Below are 18,912 nucleotides of genomic sequence, written 5' to 3'. Positions count from 1 at the left end.
TTTATATGCAATTTATTATTCAATAACTAGTTTGCGAATTCGCGAATTGCCGTAGTCGGCAATATATATATCACCGTCTTCATTAACGGCAACCCCCCAAGGGTTGTTAAACATGGATTCTATCGGCCCCCCGTCTTTGTATCCTGACACGCCGGGCTGTCCCGCTACCGTAGTAACGATACCGTCAGCCGATACCATACGGATACAGTGGTTGCCATAATCGGCGACAAACATATTTCCGTCGTTGTCAAACTTGATATCTTTGGGATAGTTAAACACCGCATCTTCGATCGGCCCATCGCGGTGGCCACTACCACCGGTCGCATTTACCCTTTTGAAGCCTTCGTTGATATGTTCTGGACGAAGATCCAGCACCATGAGGCCCTGTCTGTACTCGTTCGGACTGGCATTTGAATGAAGGGTCATCCAAAGCTCCCACGGTTTATCCGGGTTGATACCCTGTCCATATTGCGATCCGTAGGGCCATTTCGACCCGGCAGCATTCGATCCTTTGTGTATAACGGTCGCTTCATATGTATCGGGGTGTATCCGGACGACACTGCCATCTCGGGAACGCGTATAAAGATAGCCGTCGTACGGAGAGAAAGAGATAAAGTTCATATACTGATTACCCGTTGGAATTCCGTGAGGATCTGCAAATGAGGCGTTGCGCTGACGCGGATACCAGCCCTCCCTTGGGTCAAAGGAGAAAAACACTTCAACCACGGATTCGTGCGAAACAGTCATCATACCTGTTTCTCGATCTACCGTGATACCGTTGGCATAGGGATATGGACTGCTCGCCGCCAGATACATGGAGGTCACTAGATTTTCGGCTTCGCTGACTCGGCCCACGCCAAATTTCTCATTACCGACGCCATCCCGCCAGGTCATAAAGAGGTTGCCCTCCTTATCCAACTCCAGGTACTTTGCACAGACATGGGCCTGATCGAGCGTTCCCGGTACGAACTCTCTGTCGCCGGAACCGGTAACAGTGGTAACCTGCGCCTGAGCCGTGTAGATGAAGTGGTTTTCATAGACTACGGAATCTTCACCGATCCTCACCGAAATACGGGGGTCGTCACCCGGCAGACGCGGTACAATAGCATAGATCCGATTTCCGCTGGAAGAAACGACCGCAGCCTCTTTCTTGTTGAAATAAACTTTGATTGCTTTCGGGTCGCTTCCGAAATTTTCTCCATTCAATAAAATTTTGTCTTTTGCTCCACCCTCAAGCGGATAAAAGGACGTCAGTACCACAGGTGCTGATGGATCATATTCCTTACGCAGATCAGTTTCTTCATTTTTACAAGAAGATAAGACAAAGAGGAATAAAGATAAGTACGAAAAAATCTGTTGTTTTGGTCGCATTTCTATTAATTTATTTCTAACAATTGTGTTTTAAGTTTAAAATGAGTTATATTCTGCTTCTCCATTTTGTCAACATACGGCAACTGTTGAGCCGTCACTTTTTCGGATGCAAATGACATAAAAATTCCTTCATTTTTGTCAATTTCATTGGCTCATTAATTTCATTTTTCAAAGGTCAAACTTTAATGTTAGACTATTTTAAATGCGAATTTTCACAACATCAAAATCAAAATCATAAAAAATTTAAAACACTAATAAACAGTATTTTATACCACTTAATAAATCTTAATTTCTAAACTTTTAAGATATATTTACAGGCATTTCCATGCGGTGTTTTCGGGAATTTAACATTGAATTTACAACACCTTAACAGACTTCCAATTTTCACCTGTTAAGGTTGTATTTTTTCATCTTAAATTCACTTTTGGTGACTTAAATATGATAAAGTTTACCTGTCTTTTATGGTAGAGATAAGGCTTATCTTCAGTGATTCATTTACTTTTTGGATCAATAAATTTTAAAGGAACTTATTTTTTAATCAAATTTCTTTTACTCATTCTAGATTGTATTTGCATGCATTATTATCCGTATTTTTCTATTTGCCACTCGAGCCGTGGCGGCGTTCTTCTTTTTACCTCAAAAAGAAGCAAAACCGGAACGAAGTGGAGCCCACCGAAGGTAAACTCGTCGCTGTACCCATTTGCCACATTGGCTAGTGCCTCCTCCTGCAATTGGCAAATGACTAAGGCGACATCTTTAGTGAATGTAAGGATAGTGCATTGACTATATTGCACTTTTATACTTCAGCGGAATTTATAGGAGGATCTAGGTCGATGTAGCGTTAAGAAAACTTGCGGATTTGCGTTAAAAACAGATCCACAAAGCGAAGCGGCTTGGAGCTGTTTAGTAAATCCAAAAGCTTTTAGCGTAACATTGTCCAAGTCTTGAATTTTGTCAAACTTTTTTTTAAGAAAAAGTTTGGAGCCCTGCCACGGCCAGTGGCGGAAAGGTAATGCCATGGACAAAAAACTGATTAAAAAATAAGTTCGTTTCTATTAACCAGATAGTTTAAGTCACAGACTTTTTTTTTGAAAGCAGTCAGAAAAAGAAATCGTTTGGGAACAAAGCATTAATACGACAACAGCAAGTCTTCGCGATCAAGTACCTGAATGCGTCCTTCAAACTGATCTGGACAAATCGATTTGTTTTTAGTCTTACTTCGGTATGTATAAATCGTACTTATTGAACACCGTAGAAACCGTGAAATCTTGGCGCTATCGGTTATGCCTAATCTAATAAGAGCAAAAATCCGAAGTTCAGTCGTTAACAATGCTCCTTTTACTTCCGTTCTCTCCTCTACCGGTAAGAGGTTATTAAACTCCATCACGAAATTTGGGTATAATTTCAAAAAAGTCTCATCAAAATTAATAAGGAACGCTTTGTATTCCTTTTCAATGTATGCTGTAGAATCTAGTTCCCTTTGGATTTTTTCAATCATCCCTCTCTTCAGCAATCTTTTCAGATTAACGCGATAGTCATTTAATTTTTCGATGTAATCCGAGCACAAATCTATAAACTTACTCAAGTAAGTTTCCTTTAGCAAACTCATAGCTATCAGCTCATTATTCGAAAATGCCATCTGACTGTTAGCAATGTGGAGCTCTGCATTAGAAAGGTGCAGTTGATTACTCATTGAGTTAAGCTCTTGATTCATTTTCGTCAAGTCGTCGTTCAATACACTTAACTGATCTTTTGTTTTCCGCAGTTTTCTGTACTGCTTTACGACAAACAGCGACAATAAAATTGTAAATGCCAATAGACAGGCAATAATCAAGAATCCTGATGAGATTGCATTCCGCTGTTGTACAATTTTTGTGTTATAAGCTTCATATATTTTCGGAAGAATCTTTATAATCTGCTGGAACCATCTGAAGGCTCCACTATAGGTTGCATCTTGTAGCGATAGTTCGACAAATTGGTAAGCAGTTTCAATATCACCTTCATCATATAAAAGTGCAGCTAGCTTCCACAAAGACACATATGCTTTTACGGCATATTTAACATCGGTGATAGCCGAAACAGCGAGAAATCGCTTTTCTTGTTCCAAATCTCCCTTCAAGTGAAACAGTGTGGACATATAAAAGGCAACATGAGCCATTTCCCGATCTTCTAGCGATAGTCGATTATAGGCTCCGAACAATACCTTTATTGCACTGTCATATTCTTTCTTCGCCTTAAGCTTGTTGGCAAGATGTATTGTGTGCCAAACGGACTGTTCAGGTGTATAACGCAGCAACGAGTCCAAACAAGCATTTATTTCACTTTTATAAATCTTCTTCTCACTCGCAAGGATTGTATATTCGGCCAGTCCTTTATACAGTTCCATTCGTACGGTGAAATAGAGTAGGTTTATTTCGTCAGCCAGTCCCGCTCCAACAATACGCGCGCTATCTAATATTTCCTTAGATTCGCGATACGTCCCTGTATATGCGTACACGCGAGCTATAAAAAGCATTGATTCTGTCCTGTAAATGGGCTGCTGTTTAAGCGAAGTCTCCGACAGCGCAAGCATGTGCTCGGCATACTTCAATGCGCTATCAATCTGCAAGTCATAATACATCTGAAAAAGCGACTTGCAGGCGTCAAATTGAGCAACGGGACTATTAGAAGAATCCAGTTGTTTTCGCATTTGATCGATCTGAGTCAACTTCTTTTCCAAATAATAATCACTCTTAGCAATCTCACTTTTAAGCAATGTAAATGATTCGCTATATGACATATCTGTTTGCGCTCTCCCCGGTAGGAAGCTGAACAATAAGGTCAGTAATATTGTAGACAAAGCGATTTTCATATATTCTTTTATCAAAAAATGCTCGGTTACTTCCGTTCTACTATGCGATAGACAACATATTATAAATCATGTTGTCTATACTTCATAATTAGAGGTTACCATTTGTCCTACAAAAGACGACAATACAAATCAGGAAAATATAAACTTAATATTACGGTTTTGTTAACAATTACATCAGGAGACTATCGAAATTTACTTCCCCCTAAACTTAGATCCTTCCAGAATTTCCTGTGCGTCTTCCTTCGCTAGCAATTGCTTCAGATCCAGTTCGGGATTTTTTTCCATAAATTTTCGCACGATCATCCAGCCGATATAAGAGCCTAGTTTAGGGGCCGATTCATTGTTCTCTCCGAGTTCACGGGTAAAAGGGGCCTCACTAAAATATTTTTGTATCCCCATGTAATCGGTGCTGTACAAAAGATTTTCTTGAATAAACCAAGCCCATACGTCTTCTTGATAGCGCTGAATCCATTCCATTTGCTGTGCAGTGTAACCGATCTTGAGGCTATCCGCTACATTTTCCAGCAAGACATCCATCGCGTACAGCACCTTACCGTTGTATATCATGTGCTGCAGCATATTCACATCACCATTATGCTGGGGAAATAGCTCTTGTCGCAATACGGTTTCCACTATACGAGGAGTTATGTTCTCAGGTGTAAATCTACGGGAGATATAGCGGGGTATCGATTGAATCAATGCTGGATAGAATTCCGAGTCCGCGCCCAAAAACATATCCAATCCGATACCTAGATAATCTTCACCGGAAATCGTCTGGAATGAAAATCCACCTATAAAAGAAACAAAACGCGGTACGATATATTCCGGGTAGTAATACTTAATATATTTGAATGCTTGTGACAACTGCTGTTGCTGTTTTTTCAGATCTGGAAATTGTACCGCAACAGCTTTCGATAAGTCCACAAAGTCTTTTTTTACCAGTACTTTTTTCAAAATGGACTCAACCTGTACGCTATCCGTCGGATGCCCTACCTCCAGCATTTCAGTCATAAAATCCGTATAAAATAGACCGTAGTGCCGTTGCCAATCACTATTTTTCTGCAGAATCGCAGCCGTATCTAAAGCCGAAAACTCCTGATCAAAACGCTCAACTCTAATATCAAGCTCTATTTCCGAAACATCAGGTCTACTTATTGTAGCAGATTGATGACACGAACTCATACCGAGTATGAAAAAAAAGAAATAAATTTGTGCTATATTGAATTTCATCTATATCTGTCGATTTATGTAAACAAACTTAAGTATCTTGACGTTTTGTTACAAGGGTTAGTTTTACGGCAATATTCTTTAATACATTGATGGTGATACATCGTTCTGCGTAAACGCGAAGCAAAATTATACATCGTAAAATAATATAGACGCAGATAGGAGCTCAAACATATAGAAAATAAAAAGAATGATCAAAAGCACTTTAATCATTACCTCTTTGGCTTTTTTAGCTACTTTATTTGCCACTACGGCCGTGAAGGGTCAAGCTTATTACGAAAAGGCGCATTCGCGTTTAGCGCTTACATTTAATCCTAATATCGGTTGGTTAACATACGATAACGAATTTAAGGGGAAAGCAAAAGCAGGATATTCCTACGGTCTAGTTGCCGATCTGGGGTTCGCGCGAAACTACTACTTTTCAACCGGTTTATTGATCAACGCGATAAATAGCCGTGTTGAGGCACACAATCCGGTAGATGCTGGCGACCCTCTTCTGTTTTACAGTAGAGATATTTACTTAAAATATGCAGAAGTTCCTTTAGCGATCAAACTTAAAAGTGAAGAAAACCACCTGGGAAGATTTTATGGTCTATTTGGTTTCACTGCTGGCGTTAAAGTATCGGGAAAAGAACAGCTACATCGTCAAACAACGAAAACATCCATAGATGGTGATGATGTATTTCGTTTAGGACTGCAGGTGGGCGGTGGCGCCGAGTGGAGACTATCCAATAACCTTGCCCTACTGACAGGTGTAGCTTATAATAATGGTTTTACGAGAGCCATCAATGATCTAGGTAAACCTAAAACCTCGTATGTATCCCTGAATGTCGGCTTATTTTTTTAATGGAAAACAAATTATCTACAGATGAAGATCGCTTTAGCACAATTAAATTATCATATCGGGAATTTTGAAAAAAATAATGAAAAAATAATCGATGCCCTACAACAAGCAAAATCTCAAGGTGCTCATTTAGTCGTCTTTGCCGAATTGGCCATTGGCGGCTATCCGGCAAAGGATCTTTTGCGCAATGCGGTCTTTATAGAAGAATGCAAACGAAGTATAGACCTCATTGCAACGCATTGCCAAGATATTGACTGTATAATCGGCGCGCCGTTAAAAAACACCAGCGGGGAAGGAAAGAATTTATTCAATGCCGCGGTATATATCAGTAAAGGGAAGGTGGTGAACTTCCATAAAAAATCCCTTCTACCCAACTACGATGTATTTGACGAGTACCGATTCTTCGAACCGAGCGACAACCTGCGGTGTATTCAAATGGGTGATCTAAAAGTCGCCTTAACAGTATGTGAAGATCTGTGGGACGATGACGGAGACAATTCGTACATCGGCGATCTGATGGGAGAACTTGCCCAAGAACATCCCGATCTAATCATCAATATCGCAGCCTCCCCTTTCTCCTATACCCATTTCACAAGGAGGTTAAATGTTTTGCAGCGTAATGTACTAAAAGCACATGCGCCACTCATTTACGTTAATCAAATTGGAGCACATGCCGATATCATTTTTGATGGACGTTCCGTTGCGTTGGATCAATACGGAGAGATCGTAGCGGAATTAAAGAAATTCGAAGAAGACATTCAATATGTAACATTTGACAAGGGTAACCTACAGGCGACTGAACAGCAGGAAGAAAAACCAGAAGCAGCTGAAATTGCGTTAATACATGAGGCCCTCATACTTGGATTGAGAGATTATTTTTCAAAATCCGGTTTTCAGAAGGCAGTACTTGGCTTGTCCGGCGGAATTGATTCGGCAGTTGTAGCAGCTTTAGCTATCGAAGCACTGGGAGCCGAGAACGTGCTTACGGTACTCATGCCTTCCGTCTACTCTTCTGGCCACTCCTTAAAAGATGCGCTTGATCTGGTTCAAAACACGGGCTGCGACCACCTAATATTACCCATAAAAGATATTGCCTCCGCTTTCGAAAGCACATTAAGCGATGCCTTTACCGGCTTACAACCGAATACGACCGAAGAAAACATACAGGCACGTACACGTGGAACCCTTCTGATGGCCCTATCCAATAAATTCGGACATATTCTGCTAAACACCTCCAACAAGAGCGAATCAGCAGTGGGCTATGGCACCTTATATGGCGATATGGCTGGGTCACTCGCTGTAATCGGAGATGTATATAAAACGCAAATTTACGAGCTTGCAGACTACATAAATCGTAACAAAGAAATCATTCCTGTGAATACGATCGTAAAACCGCCGTCCGCAGAACTTCGTCCGGATCAGAAAGATTCTGACTCGTTACCTCCCTACGATCTATTGGATGCCATCTTATTTCAGCTGGTCGAGTTAGAAAAATCCGGTAGCGAAGTTATAAAATTAGGATTCGAAGAAGCCTTGGTGCAACGCATTGTCCAGCTATTAGGCAATGCTGAATTTAAGCGATTTCAATCACCACCGATTCTACGGGTAAGTCCTAAAGCTTTTGGTATCGGAAGATCGATGCCATTAGTTGCAAAATATCCATTTTAGCGTTAAACCTTTATATCAAAAGAGCGTCTAACTGTAAAGGGATAAGTGTTTTAGTAGATTATTTACATATATCATATGAAAAAGTTATTATTTTTTGTTTCGTGTCTGGCGCTGATCGCCGTGAGTTCGTGTTCTTCCCAGAAGTACCACACCACCCGCGTGCAAAATCTAGATTTCAGCCAGTATAAAACCTACGGTTGGTTACCACCCGTGGATTCGCTTTCTAAAGATTATTTTAATAACGATATTGCAAAAGGAAATATACTTTCTACAGCAAATAAAGAGTTAGAAAGCAGAGGATTAACCTATTCTAAAGAAAATCCGGATATATTATTTCGATATATTACCATTGTGAACAATAAAAGCCGACTGGTTTATGGAAATGCTTGGGGTGGTGGAGCATGGGGATGGGGCGGCCCATGGGGATGGTACAGACCCTGGGGTTTCTATGGAGGCTGGGGAATGGGAATGGGTTACTCCTATCCTGTTGCCAAAGAGAAAATTCGCTACGGACATATCATATTGGAAGCGGTAGATCGTAAAAGCAATGGTGTAATCTGGCAAGCACGTGGTACCGGAGAGGTAGATATTCCCGAAAAAGCAATTAATGATTTACCTAAAATTGTATCAGGTATTATGAAAGAATATCCGTTACAACCCAATAAGAAGTAAGCGCACGACTTTGATAGAATAATCTAAAAATACCCATTTCTAGGTATTGGTATAGGGATATGCCTTACGTAACTTAGGTTCCGTAACAAATTATAAACTAATACTGATACTATGAAAATGACGCGATTCAATTTGAACTTACTCTTCGGAATAAGTGTATTATTCCTATTGGCAGGCTGTGCCAAAAAAGATCCCCATACGGAAGATGAAGACCAGTTCAATCCAAAATTTGTAAACAGCAATTGGGGACATTATAGCGGCGTACTTGTCGGGTCGACCGGCTATTTCAATATACTTGTCAACGGAAATGGTGTGAGTGCCGTTGTTATTTTTGATGGACAGAGGTATGAGATGCAAAGCAATACGCCCGTACCGGAAAAACAACAGTATGGGGTGGAGTTATCCAAGGATGGTGTATTGATTACTTTCACGGTAGACAAAGCAGGAAAAACCCCTGAAGTAAACCTAGAGATTCCTGAGCACCCTGATGTCCATGCCACGATCTTCAAATCCGAAGAAAATATGTCAGTCAAAAACTATATGGGATGGAGCAAATCAACCTATATGCAAACTACGCATAATGAGACGTACAACATGACGATCAGGGGCGATAAATATAGGGTGGTGGCCAAAAGCTCCGATGAATCCTATACGGAGACGGGTAAAATAGAATGGGTGGGTACCGATAAGGTTCGAATTATAGCACCAGAAACTACTATTCTAGCAAATGTGAATCCGAATACCGGGGTTATCAGCTTTAAAGAGACAGGTGAGGACAATTATTCTTTGGAAATACGGTTGACTCCCCAAAATTTGCTCATTGATGACAATCCGGATGATGGCGACAATTTTGCTTCCCCGACCCCGCCCCCAGGCTCTCAGGAAAACTAACAGTTTGATTAAATCATATTAAAACATCCATATAACAGCTCTCCCTTTAAACCAAATCAGGGAGAGCTTTCGTTACTGGATTTGGGTAATGTTTAAAATCGTGCTCTTTAAAAAGAAATAGCCTTGCTAAAGCCTAATTGAAGCTGAGAGAAATCTTGTTTACGGTCCGACAGGTTTAAGTAATTGATAAACCGAAGAAATATTTTATCTGACTTTTCCTTTTCTGTAAAGTAAAACAGGCTTGTTCTAAACGACAGCATTTTATTCCATTCATCGTTATCAATCAATTCATTTGGGTTGAGTTTCTGCCACAGGTAACGTCCTCTCAAATCAAATCCAAAATTATTTAGTTTTTTGCTTTTTAACACTGCCTCTATATAAGGTGTATGCAATACAGCCTGAATCTTTTCTCCATCAATCACTAGGTTGCTGGAACTGTACATATACCCACCTTTTACCTCAAATGAATTGGAGGGGCGCCAATCAGCACGAAACAGATTGGCGTCTAAACCTATGGCATATGTATAGCGTCTAAATAGCTCTAATCTATTGATTTCATTTGTGCCGGATACGCTGATGGTGTCAAATTTGCTTTCGATACGGTTGAAATGGAAAAAGGGCTCAATGGCATCCAAAGGCATGAAGATATATGAATTTGGATAATTTGCCCGATGTAGATACAGCTTGGTATTGGCTTCAAATTGTATAAGTCCATTGGGCTGATCGCCAAACACGCCAAATAGATCGGAGTATACTTGAAAGTTAACCAACGAATTGAGATTGTTCTTGGCATGCAACATAGCCAACCCAACAGATGTAATCGCATTAGAGGTATCTTTACTGTTTCGTATGGTGAGTGACTGTTCATCCGGGAAATAGTTGAAACGCCGCTCTGCTTCGAAAAAAATCACATCTTTTAGCAAAATCTTACTACCATTTTGTGGATTGATCAATACGTCCTCGAAACGCTTTTCTAAGGTAAGGATAGGGATGGGTGATCTAATATTGTAGAAGGATTTACCATCTTCGGTATATACCTGTATATGCTCCATTACACCCTCACTAATCGTAATAACCACACTGTCTATCAGGGTAGTTTTGTGTGCTGTTGCATTACGCAGGCTCTTGACCGAAAGCCGTTGCCCTTTGAGCCTTTGGTCAGCAATTTCTTTCCAGGCTAATACGGTGTCAATGTTTACCGAATCTTTCTTCCCGAACACAAAAGCATAAGGCTGCAATACAAAACGCCCGATCTTGGTCTGTCCATTATCATCACGCTTAATCTCTTTGAGCATCGTCAGCATGTGCTGTATGTCATTTTTGGATACAGTGACAGAGTCTTGATCCTGACTATGAACTATCAAAGTCGAACAAGATAATAGGAATAGAATAAGGTATTTTTTCATATTGTTGAGTTTTTAATCAGGGATATATACTACACGGAAGCCTACTTTATAACTATTATAAGCATCCCAGTTTTTTTTGGGAGATCCAGCCTTCATCCGATAATATACGGAAGAAAGAGCTGCCCAATAACTTCCTCCTCTGACCACTCTCTCCTTACCGCTATCAGGACCCATTGGGTTTTCTTTGGGGCTTACAGTATAATATTTTTTATCGTACCAATCCAAACAGACTTCCCTCGCGTTACCTGTCATATCGTATATTCCTAATTCATTTGACTTATGTTGCCCAACAGGGGAAAGAGAATACTTCCCCATAACATCGCTTTTAAGTGGTTTTCCCACTTCATCGAGATCATTACTACCACTATATTTATACCCTTGACTTTTGTTTCCTCCTCTTGCTGCATATTCCCATTCGGCCTCAGTGGGAAGTCGCCAAGTTCCCCCATATTGTTTTTCCAACCACTTACAATACCCCATAGCTTCATCCCATGCAATAGGCCATACAGGAACATCGCCAACACCGTCGTTTTTCTTAAAATTGCCATACAATCTATTTGTCACCTCGTACTTCCCAATATAAAAATCACTTACTGTTACTTCGTGAGCATCTTTTCCTTCACCCATCATATACGTGCCCCCCTCTACAAAGACCAAGTTGTTTTCAGAAATTAATTTTTCTTTGTGTTTAGCGATCGTTTCCTTCTTGTACGTTTCAGTCAATTGTGCAAACTCTTCTCGGGTGCTGACTTTGGGTAATCCTGCTGCCATATCGTAAATCTGTCTATATTTTTCTTCTAATCCGGCTATGTCGTAGTTTTTTAGATATTGATCGCATAGCTTACGCAGTGTTTCCAGTTGTTCGTAGCTCGCATAGGGATCGGCTTCCCACACTTTACTTTCGGACATAATGCGCAGGTGCAGGATATTAGGGGCAGATTTACCTAGCAGTTCCTCTGTTTCGTCCAACAGGCTGATGCAACTTTGATAATCACCGTTGTAAAAGGCTTTCTCGGCATCTTCGTATTTGAGCTTGGCAACGGTGTTTTGGCCATATGCGTCTATGGCAATGGCAAAGGTCAGTAACAAAAAAAAGAGTCGTTTCATAATCATTTTTTTACTGGGAAAAGACTACCCGAAAACCGCGAATGTCAGAGTAGTATTCAGTTGTTTCAGGTATACGGCTGTAACGATAAGACACCTTGCACTCAGCGGTGCTGTAGCGCCAGTTGCCACCGCGTACCACACGTCCAGAGCCAGAATTTGGACCTTTAGGGTTTTTATCCGGGCTATTGGTATAGTAGTCTTCCCTATACCAGTCATGGCACCATTCCTCCGCATTGCCGCTCATATCGTAAATACCTAATTCATTCGGCTTTCTCTTTCCAACGGGATGGGCCATGAAATGAGTGCGAACTTTGCTGTTCCCATTGTGCCAGGCGACTTCCTTCCGTCTATTGCCACCGCTGTAGGTGTATCCCCTACTATGTTTACCACCGCGGGCGGCATATTCCCATTCCGCTTCGGTGGGTAGGCGCCAATTTCCTCCCTTTGTTTCGGACAACCACTGACAATAGTCTACAGCATCATGGTGGTTGATGTTCACAACAGGATAAATGTCTGACCAGCCCCAACTTGGTTCCTGAGGCATAGATCTACCCGTGGCATCGCAAAAAGCGTGGTACTGGGCGACAGTGACCTCATATTTACATATATAGAAATCACTCAATGAAACCTGGTGTGTACCTTTTTTTTCTCCCATCATAAAAGTTCCGCCCTCTACAAAAACTAAATTGTTCTCGGCTATTATCCTTTCCAACTGTTTGGCATGTTCTGCCTCTCCTAACTGTGTGAGTTGCGTTTGATTCGCAGCCTTGGGCAGTTTCCCTGATAGCTCATACACATCCCGGTACTTGCCCTCTAGCCCGGCGATGTCGTAGTTTTGCAGGTATTGGCTACAAAGGCTACGGAGCTTCTCAATTTGTTCATACTTGGTATAAGGGTCGACTTCCAATATCTTGCTCTCTGCCAGAATGCGGAGGTAGAGGATATTAGGAGCGGATTTGCCCAACAACTTTTCTGTTTCGTCCAATAGACTGATGCAACTTTGATAATCACCGTTGTAAAAGGCTTTCTCGGCGTCTTCGTATTTGAACTTAGCGACGGTACTTTGAGCCCGTGTATAACTGCAAATCAGCAGTGTAAGCAATATGATAAGGTACTTTTTCATCTATATAAATTTATTTTCAATGGTGATGAAGCTATCAGATTTATTCTTTTATGGGATTCCCGAAAAAATCCAGCTTTGGGCTAGTCTTCGTTGGAGTGGCCTTTTCTTTTCGCGTGGATTGGTTTTTCTTTGGATTTTGATTAATGGGATTGCCGAAGAAATCCAATGCTGGTCCTGTGGACTGACGACCGCCCTCCACTTGTGCATTGAACCCTTTATGCTCAACATAGGCCACTTCCATCCTTGCCTTTTCGGCATATTGGACAAATTGTGTCAAACTGTTCTGCGCTTCGTTAAGAGACGAATAGGGACCATGAATAGTTTCTTGTGAAGAGGTTAAAGCATTCAATTCCTGTTCTACCTTGGTTTTCATAGGCCAGGTACCATCGGGATATCGCCCGATAGCAAATACATTGGAGGCGTAGATCTGGCATGAATTTTCTTCTATTTGGTTGCGGTCCATAGCATAGACAAAATAGTAGAGATTATTCCCTGTAGTTCTGATGGATGATATCGGAAGCTCACCGGCTTCAAAATAACTGAGTACAGCTGTACGGGCATTGCGCAAGGCAGTTTTTAGCTTCGCGACACGTTCTTTTTCCAGTTTATCCCGCTCTTCCCGCGCTTCCCGAGCCGCCTTTCGTTTTGCGGCACCTTCGCCAATAGCCATTACCGCCCCCACACCCATACCGATCAATGCGCCTTTGGCCTGACCTACACTTCCGGTAGAAGTGGCTAACCGGGCCAAACTACCGCTGCTTTCGAGGAGGTTTTTACCGGAGCTGACATCCAGCTGCTCGATAGAATTGTCCAACTCGGCTTTATCACGGTTCGTCTGTGCTATTCCCTGTTGTCCCTGGTTGTAAATGGCATTGTTCTGATCGTCAACCCGTTTTCTTTCCGCCGCCCGCTCGACTTCCCGGGCTCGTCCCGCATTGGCATTCCGCTCACGTAGTTCCATTTGTGATTGGTAGTGGTTGTTGTTTTGTACTTCTGTACCGCCATATCTCACGGTCTCGACTTCATTACCGGCGGTCTTTTTGGCAGCAGGATTCCCCCAGAAATCTAACTCCTGTGTTTGCGGTTGACCGTTGCGTGAGACCGTTGTGCTCCTTTCGGTCTCCATATTAACTCCTTTGGAATCATTGCCCGATACGGCAGTAGCACGATCGGTATCATCTTCCTGTTGTGGCTTTTTAGACACGTCGCTTAGCTTCTGGTCTTCCTGCGTCTTCTTCTTGCTTTCTAACTCGTCAATTTTTGCCTTTTCGATTATTTTTCCAACTTCTTGGTCTGCTCTTGTATAACCGCTTATGTCTTTCTCAATGGGTTCAATAGAGGTAATCTTCACATCTAGTTTTGCCAAAAGTTGACTTATGGTCATATCTTTTACACTCCCCGTATAGCCAAACAATTCCAATTCTTCACTCTTTGATTTTCCAAATTTCCACACTTTAACATCGTGGGTAAATGTCTTTCGCTCTTTATTACGAGGATCTGTATATGCTCCTGTAATTCTAAATTTTACGCTTCCCCTTATATTAGCACCCAATTCATTCAACACATAATGCTTTTCTCCTCCTGATGCATTATAACCACGCACTGAAGAAGGTATATCAACGTCGAAGTCAATAACTGCCAGTAAACCCTGCGCAGCAAATCCGACAGTATTTACATTAAGTCTCCACCACCCTAAGCCATTTTCAGGGGTGATATTTTTAAAACTTTTTAGCTTTTCACTTGATTGGGCTTCAGGAACCGCAGCCATCAAACCTTGTCCAGACCCTCCGTTTATATGCTGCTGTCCATAACCGGTCGTTGTCATAAAAACCAATATAAATATTACAATACATGTCAGCTGTTTCATAACTGTTCTCCTGTTGGCCATTTCATTTTCATATTTGATTAATAGGTCTATTCATTCTATATAGAATTTTTTAGATCCGTACTTCGTAAATAATGCATTAAAGGTATTACCAAAAGAGACATCGCTGCAATACCTAGTTTCAGGTATTTACATTATAAGGATTAATTCTGCATTTTTGTATATGCAGTTACTGGTCGTACCTCGTGTCATCTTATTGGTTTTTCTGTCGCTATCGACGGTGCAGTCGGTATATAGTGGAGAGGAAATAGTCTATCGTGACACCTTTGAAGTGTCGGGAGCGAATACGACACATCTATCTCGATACGTGAGCTATTGGCTAGACAGTAGCAAGACAGCGGACGTTACAAAGGTAGATAAGGCATACCAACGAGACCTATTTATGCATTGGCCGTTGAATGCAAATCTTAATGTAGGGCTCAATCCCTATCCGCTGTGGCTCCATTTGCATGTCAAGCACACCGCTCTTCAGAAAACAACGTATTGGTGGAGCTTTTACAATCAGGCCGATACGGTGCTGGTATACCAAAAGGAAGAGAATGGGAATTATGTCTGCACCGATACGCTTTCATACATGTTACCCATGGCGCGACGAAAAACGCATGTGCGTTTCCAAGCTATACCACTTTCTTTGGATTCGTCCGAAAATAGAACTATACTCGTCAAGGTTATCAATCTGCGGACACCACAGTCCTTCGTGACGGACTTTACCTCACCTCGCGACAATCTACTATGGGAGCAAAAGTTCTATTGGTCTGTAGGCGTATTTGCAGGATGTTTTCTGTTTGCTTTGGTTGGCAGCTTAATTGCAGCCGTTGTCGCTCGGGAGCGTATCCTCTGGATCTACGCGCTTTATGTGCTGACGGTAGTATTTTTGCTCTTCTCGCAGGAGCTATTGATAACCATCTTGCCCGATTGGATGTTTTTCCTCTCCATCCGTATCCATCCGCTCCTGGTGGTTTTGGTCGGTCTATCACTTTACGGTACGGTTGTATGTTACGTTCTGGATGTCAAAACCCGCTATCCACGATTGTACAGGGCTTTGAGACGAATCAATCTATCCGTCCTTGGGTATGGGTTATTGACTACAGTGGGCTATTTAGTTTTTTATACTTATCTGACCGTTCAATCCAAGTTATATGTATATGCTTTCTATATTCATGTCAACCTGGTCCTTGTCATGTTGGGAATTACCTTAGGCGTTATCGTTTTCGTAGGTCTCAAAGGAAAGTATATAATTCTCCACATCGTGATAGGTTGTTTAGTCATCTATTTTAATCCGGCCAGTTATTACCTCAACTATGAAGGGCTTATCAACTATTATCAAATCACCTATCCAAATTATTTTTATTGGATATTGTGCCTAGAATTCATTGTATTTGGAGGGATAATATCATGGCGATACCGAAAAACTCGGAAGCAGAACCATGTTCTTTTTCAGGAAAAGGTACAACAAGATAAGAAAGCCTATCTTCGTGAACTACAGATACAAGAAGATGAGCGGCTTCAAATCGCCCGGGATTTACACGATGATTTGGGCGCAACATTGAGCGCTATCAAATTGGTCACAACCAATAGCTATCCAGATGATAAACACCTCACTGCGATGGTCGTTAAAGCGAATACGGATCTCCGTCATTTCTTCAGTAAACTGACGGAAATGAATTTGAAGGAGAAAGGCTTTTTTTCTTCCCTAGATGAACGAGTAGAAGAGTTGAATGCCAGTGGAGATACAGTAATCTCATTTATCTCTGTTGGAGATGAAGAGCTGATCCCCGAAAGCATTCCACTCCCTTTATTTAGGATTATAAGTGAATTGCTATCCAATATTTTAAAACATGCTAAGGCAAGCGAAGCAATAGTCCAGCTAATCGTTGAAACAGATCATATTCAACTCCTCACTGAAGACAATGGGATAGGATACGATACGCATTCGGCTGAAAATAAAGGGATGGGGTTGCGCAATATTCAGGATAGAGTTGCCCGTCTGGACGGGAAAATACATGTTTCCAGTAATACCTCCGGAACCACAAGTATCATTATTATACCCCTGTAGTACGAATGTTTGTATGAAAGCAATGGATCAATATCAAATTTTTGTCGTAGATGACCATCAGTTGTTTTTGGATGGTATGATTCGGATATTGGAAGATGAGGCTGATTTTGCAATCGCAGCTTTCTTCAATAACGGCAATGAAGTACTACATGCATTAAATCGAACGATCCCCGATCTTATTATTTTAGATGTACAGATGTCGGGAATCGATGGTATATCGTTATGTGAAGAGGTCAAAAGGAGGTTCCCGGAGATTAAGGTATTGTTTATCTCCATGTTTGAACAGTCGAATGTAATTCTGAATTGTAAAACTGCTGGAGCCGAAGGTTTTTTACCCAAGACGTCCGACGCTGCGATTGTGAAAGATACTATTCGAAAAATAATTAGAGGTGAAACCGTTTACTTAAAGAATACAGAAAAGTTAGAAAAGAAAAAAGTAATTTTTCCAACCAGTATTTTTCTTTTGAGTAACAGAGAAAAAGAGATTATAAGATTGATAAAATCAGGAAATACATCAAAAACCATTGCAGATATACTATCAATCAGCGAATATACAGTACAAACGCATCGAAAGAATATTTTTAAAAAACTAGGATTAGTATCGATGTCCGAACTGATAGCTTTTGCTTATGACAATGGGTTGTAAAATATATAAAAATCTATTTCTTAGCTTCCAGACATCCCATGATAAAGGGCCCTGTGGCCTTTGAATCATTTTCACGAACGCGTTCATTCACATAATATTCGTAACTTCCATCACGGTAAGGATGACCGCCCAATCCCGCCACGGCATTGCACTGGATTAGGATAAGATTATCACCATCTTTACGGATCAGTTTCGTATTTATTCCTTCGAAAACCTTATCTACAACGTTTACATATTCCTTACCGATATAGCCTTTATTGATTGCCTTGCTATAGCCATAGAGAAACATGCTGTTCACCGAGGCTTCCTGGTAATTTTTGGGTGCTCCTGCCTTATCCAGCACCTGCCACCAAAGACCGTCCTTATCCTGATATTTCGTTAAGCTTTTCGCTAAGCCTTGAATAACCTGTACTACACTATCTCTCCTCGGGTAATCTACGGGAATGTAATCCAACACATCGACCAACGCCATATACCACCAGCCGATACTTCTTCCCCAAAAATTAGGTGACTGTCCAGTTATGGGATTCGCCCATTGTTGTTTCTTGCTCTCATCCCAGGCATGATAATACAAACCCGTAGCGGGATCGAAAGTATGTTTAGCAGCGATTAGGACGTGATCAATCGCGTCCTCATAGTACGTAGAGTCTTGCGTGAACTGACCATATTGCGCCACAAATGGCGCCGCCATATACACCCCATCCAACCACACTTGATGCGGATAAATCAACTTGTGCCAATAAGCTCCTTCCAACGTACGTGGATGCCGCTTCAGTTGATCCATTAGACGCTCAATAGCTAATTTATATTTTTCCTTACCCGTCTCTTTATATAAGGAAAACAAAATTTTACCCGGATTAATATAGTCTACGTTGTACGTTTCCACTTTGTACAGGTGAATCTCTCCCTGCTCGTTGATAATGGTATCGCCCCACGCTTCTACGTAATCAAAGTATTTTTGGTCTCCCGTCTGTTCCCAAACTTTTAACATCGCTAGGCAGCCCAAACCTTGTGCATATCCAAAGTAGAGTCTTTTGCCATGATCCAGTTGCCAAGCTTCGGGAAATCTATTCATTTCTGAATCCGCGAACTGGATACCAACAGATTGGGCATAGGACCCCACGACAACGAACAAGTAAGATATCAAGATGGCACATGCTTTCAT

The 18,912-nt window shown here is 41.4% G+C and carries 15 protein-coding genes; 6 read left to right on the top strand and 9 right to left on the bottom strand.

Annotation, left to right across the window (positions count from 1 at the left end; genetic code table 11):
- Positions 1 to 15 precede the first annotated feature (15 nt).
- From FAZ19_RS04470 to gldB, 4 genes are all read right to left on the bottom strand, one after another.
- Entirely contained in the window at positions 16 to 1,371 is a 1,356-nt protein-coding gene (locus FAZ19_RS04470) for an IPT/TIG domain-containing protein (protein WP_136819380.1), read from the bottom strand.
- Positions 1,372 to 1,952: 581 nt separating this feature from the next.
- Positions 1,953 to 2,165, bottom strand: a complete 213-nt coding sequence (locus FAZ19_RS04465) for a hypothetical protein (RefSeq protein ID WP_136819379.1) — start codon at positions 2,163 to 2,165, stop codon at positions 1,953 to 1,955.
- Positions 2,166 to 2,500: 335 nt separating this feature from the next.
- Positions 2,501 to 4,222 (bottom strand): DUF6377 domain-containing protein, encoded by a 1,722-nt coding sequence (locus FAZ19_RS04460; protein ID WP_136819378.1) that lies wholly within the window; start codon positions 4,220 to 4,222, stop codon positions 2,501 to 2,503.
- Between the two features lie 192 nt (positions 4,223 to 4,414).
- Entirely contained in the window at positions 4,415 to 5,452 is a 1,038-nt protein-coding gene (gene gldB, locus FAZ19_RS04455) for a gliding motility lipoprotein GldB (RefSeq protein WP_136819377.1), read from the bottom strand.
- Positions 5,453 to 5,639: 187 nt separating this feature from the next.
- On the opposite strand from gldB, the gene FAZ19_RS04450 reads away from it, so the two are divergent.
- From FAZ19_RS04450 to FAZ19_RS04435, 4 genes are all read left to right on the top strand, one after another.
- Positions 5,640 to 6,296: an outer membrane beta-barrel protein gene (locus tag FAZ19_RS04450; protein ID WP_136819376.1), complete on the top strand. Its 657-nt coding sequence runs from the start codon at positions 5,640 to 5,642 to the stop codon at positions 6,294 to 6,296.
- Between the two features lie 21 nt (positions 6,297 to 6,317).
- The gene (locus FAZ19_RS04445; protein ID WP_136819375.1) at positions 6,318 to 7,961 is read left to right on the top strand and encodes an NAD+ synthase; all 1,644 of its coding nucleotides are present in this window, start codon (positions 6,318 to 6,320) and stop codon (positions 7,959 to 7,961) included.
- Positions 7,962 to 8,036: 75 nt separating this feature from the next.
- A complete protein-coding gene (locus tag FAZ19_RS04440; protein ID WP_136819374.1) occupies positions 8,037 to 8,633 on the top strand; it encodes a DUF4136 domain-containing protein in 597 nt (198 codons plus the stop codon).
- 111 nt (positions 8,634 to 8,744) lie between these two features.
- Positions 8,745 to 9,524: a hypothetical protein gene (locus FAZ19_RS04435; protein ID WP_136819373.1), complete on the top strand. Its 780-nt coding sequence runs from the start codon at positions 8,745 to 8,747 to the stop codon at positions 9,522 to 9,524.
- Between the two features lie 107 nt (positions 9,525 to 9,631).
- On the opposite strand, the gene FAZ19_RS04430 is transcribed toward FAZ19_RS04435, so the two are convergent.
- Genes FAZ19_RS04430 through FAZ19_RS04415 form a run of 4 tightly spaced genes read right to left on the bottom strand, consistent with a single transcriptional unit; the run spans position 9,632 to position 14,985 of the window.
- Positions 9,632 to 10,930: a hypothetical protein gene (locus tag FAZ19_RS04430; RefSeq protein ID WP_136819372.1), complete on the bottom strand. Its 1,299-nt coding sequence runs from the start codon at positions 10,928 to 10,930 to the stop codon at positions 9,632 to 9,634.
- Between the two features lie 12 nt (positions 10,931 to 10,942).
- Positions 10,943 to 12,037, bottom strand: coding sequence for a formylglycine-generating enzyme family protein (locus FAZ19_RS04425; RefSeq protein WP_169305564.1), 1,095 nt, complete (start codon positions 12,035 to 12,037; stop codon positions 10,943 to 10,945).
- Between the two features lie 10 nt (positions 12,038 to 12,047).
- Entirely contained in the window at positions 12,048 to 13,160 is a 1,113-nt protein-coding gene (locus FAZ19_RS04420; RefSeq protein WP_136819370.1) for a formylglycine-generating enzyme family protein, read from the bottom strand.
- A gap of 40 nt (positions 13,161 to 13,200) precedes the next feature.
- Positions 13,201 to 14,985: a hypothetical protein gene (locus FAZ19_RS04415; protein WP_136819369.1), complete on the bottom strand. Its 1,785-nt coding sequence runs from the start codon at positions 14,983 to 14,985 to the stop codon at positions 13,201 to 13,203.
- 223 nt (positions 14,986 to 15,208) lie between these two features.
- Here FAZ19_RS04415 and FAZ19_RS04410 point away from each other — a divergent pair, with 223 nt between their 5' ends.
- Both FAZ19_RS04410 and FAZ19_RS04405 read left to right on the top strand, forming a co-directional pair.
- Positions 15,209 to 17,101: a sensor histidine kinase gene (locus FAZ19_RS04410; RefSeq protein WP_136819368.1), complete on the top strand. Its 1,893-nt coding sequence runs from the start codon at positions 15,209 to 15,211 to the stop codon at positions 17,099 to 17,101.
- A 22-nt stretch (positions 17,102 to 17,123) separates the two neighbouring features.
- Positions 17,124 to 17,747, top strand: coding sequence for a response regulator (locus tag FAZ19_RS04405; protein ID WP_169305563.1), 624 nt, complete (start codon positions 17,124 to 17,126; stop codon positions 17,745 to 17,747).
- 13 nt (positions 17,748 to 17,760) lie between these two features.
- Here FAZ19_RS04405 and FAZ19_RS24065 read toward each other — a convergent pair whose 3' ends face one another.
- Positions 17,761 to 18,912, bottom strand: coding sequence for a glycoside hydrolase family 88/105 protein (locus FAZ19_RS24065; RefSeq protein ID WP_188876060.1), 1,152 nt, complete (start codon positions 18,910 to 18,912; stop codon positions 17,761 to 17,763).

It is taken from the genome of Sphingobacterium alkalisoli (genome assembly GCF_005049105.1).
Taxonomy (GTDB): Bacteria; Bacteroidota; Bacteroidia; order Sphingobacteriales; family Sphingobacteriaceae; genus Sphingobacterium; species Sphingobacterium alkalisoli.
This window is presented reverse-complemented; position numbering and strand designations above follow the sequence as displayed.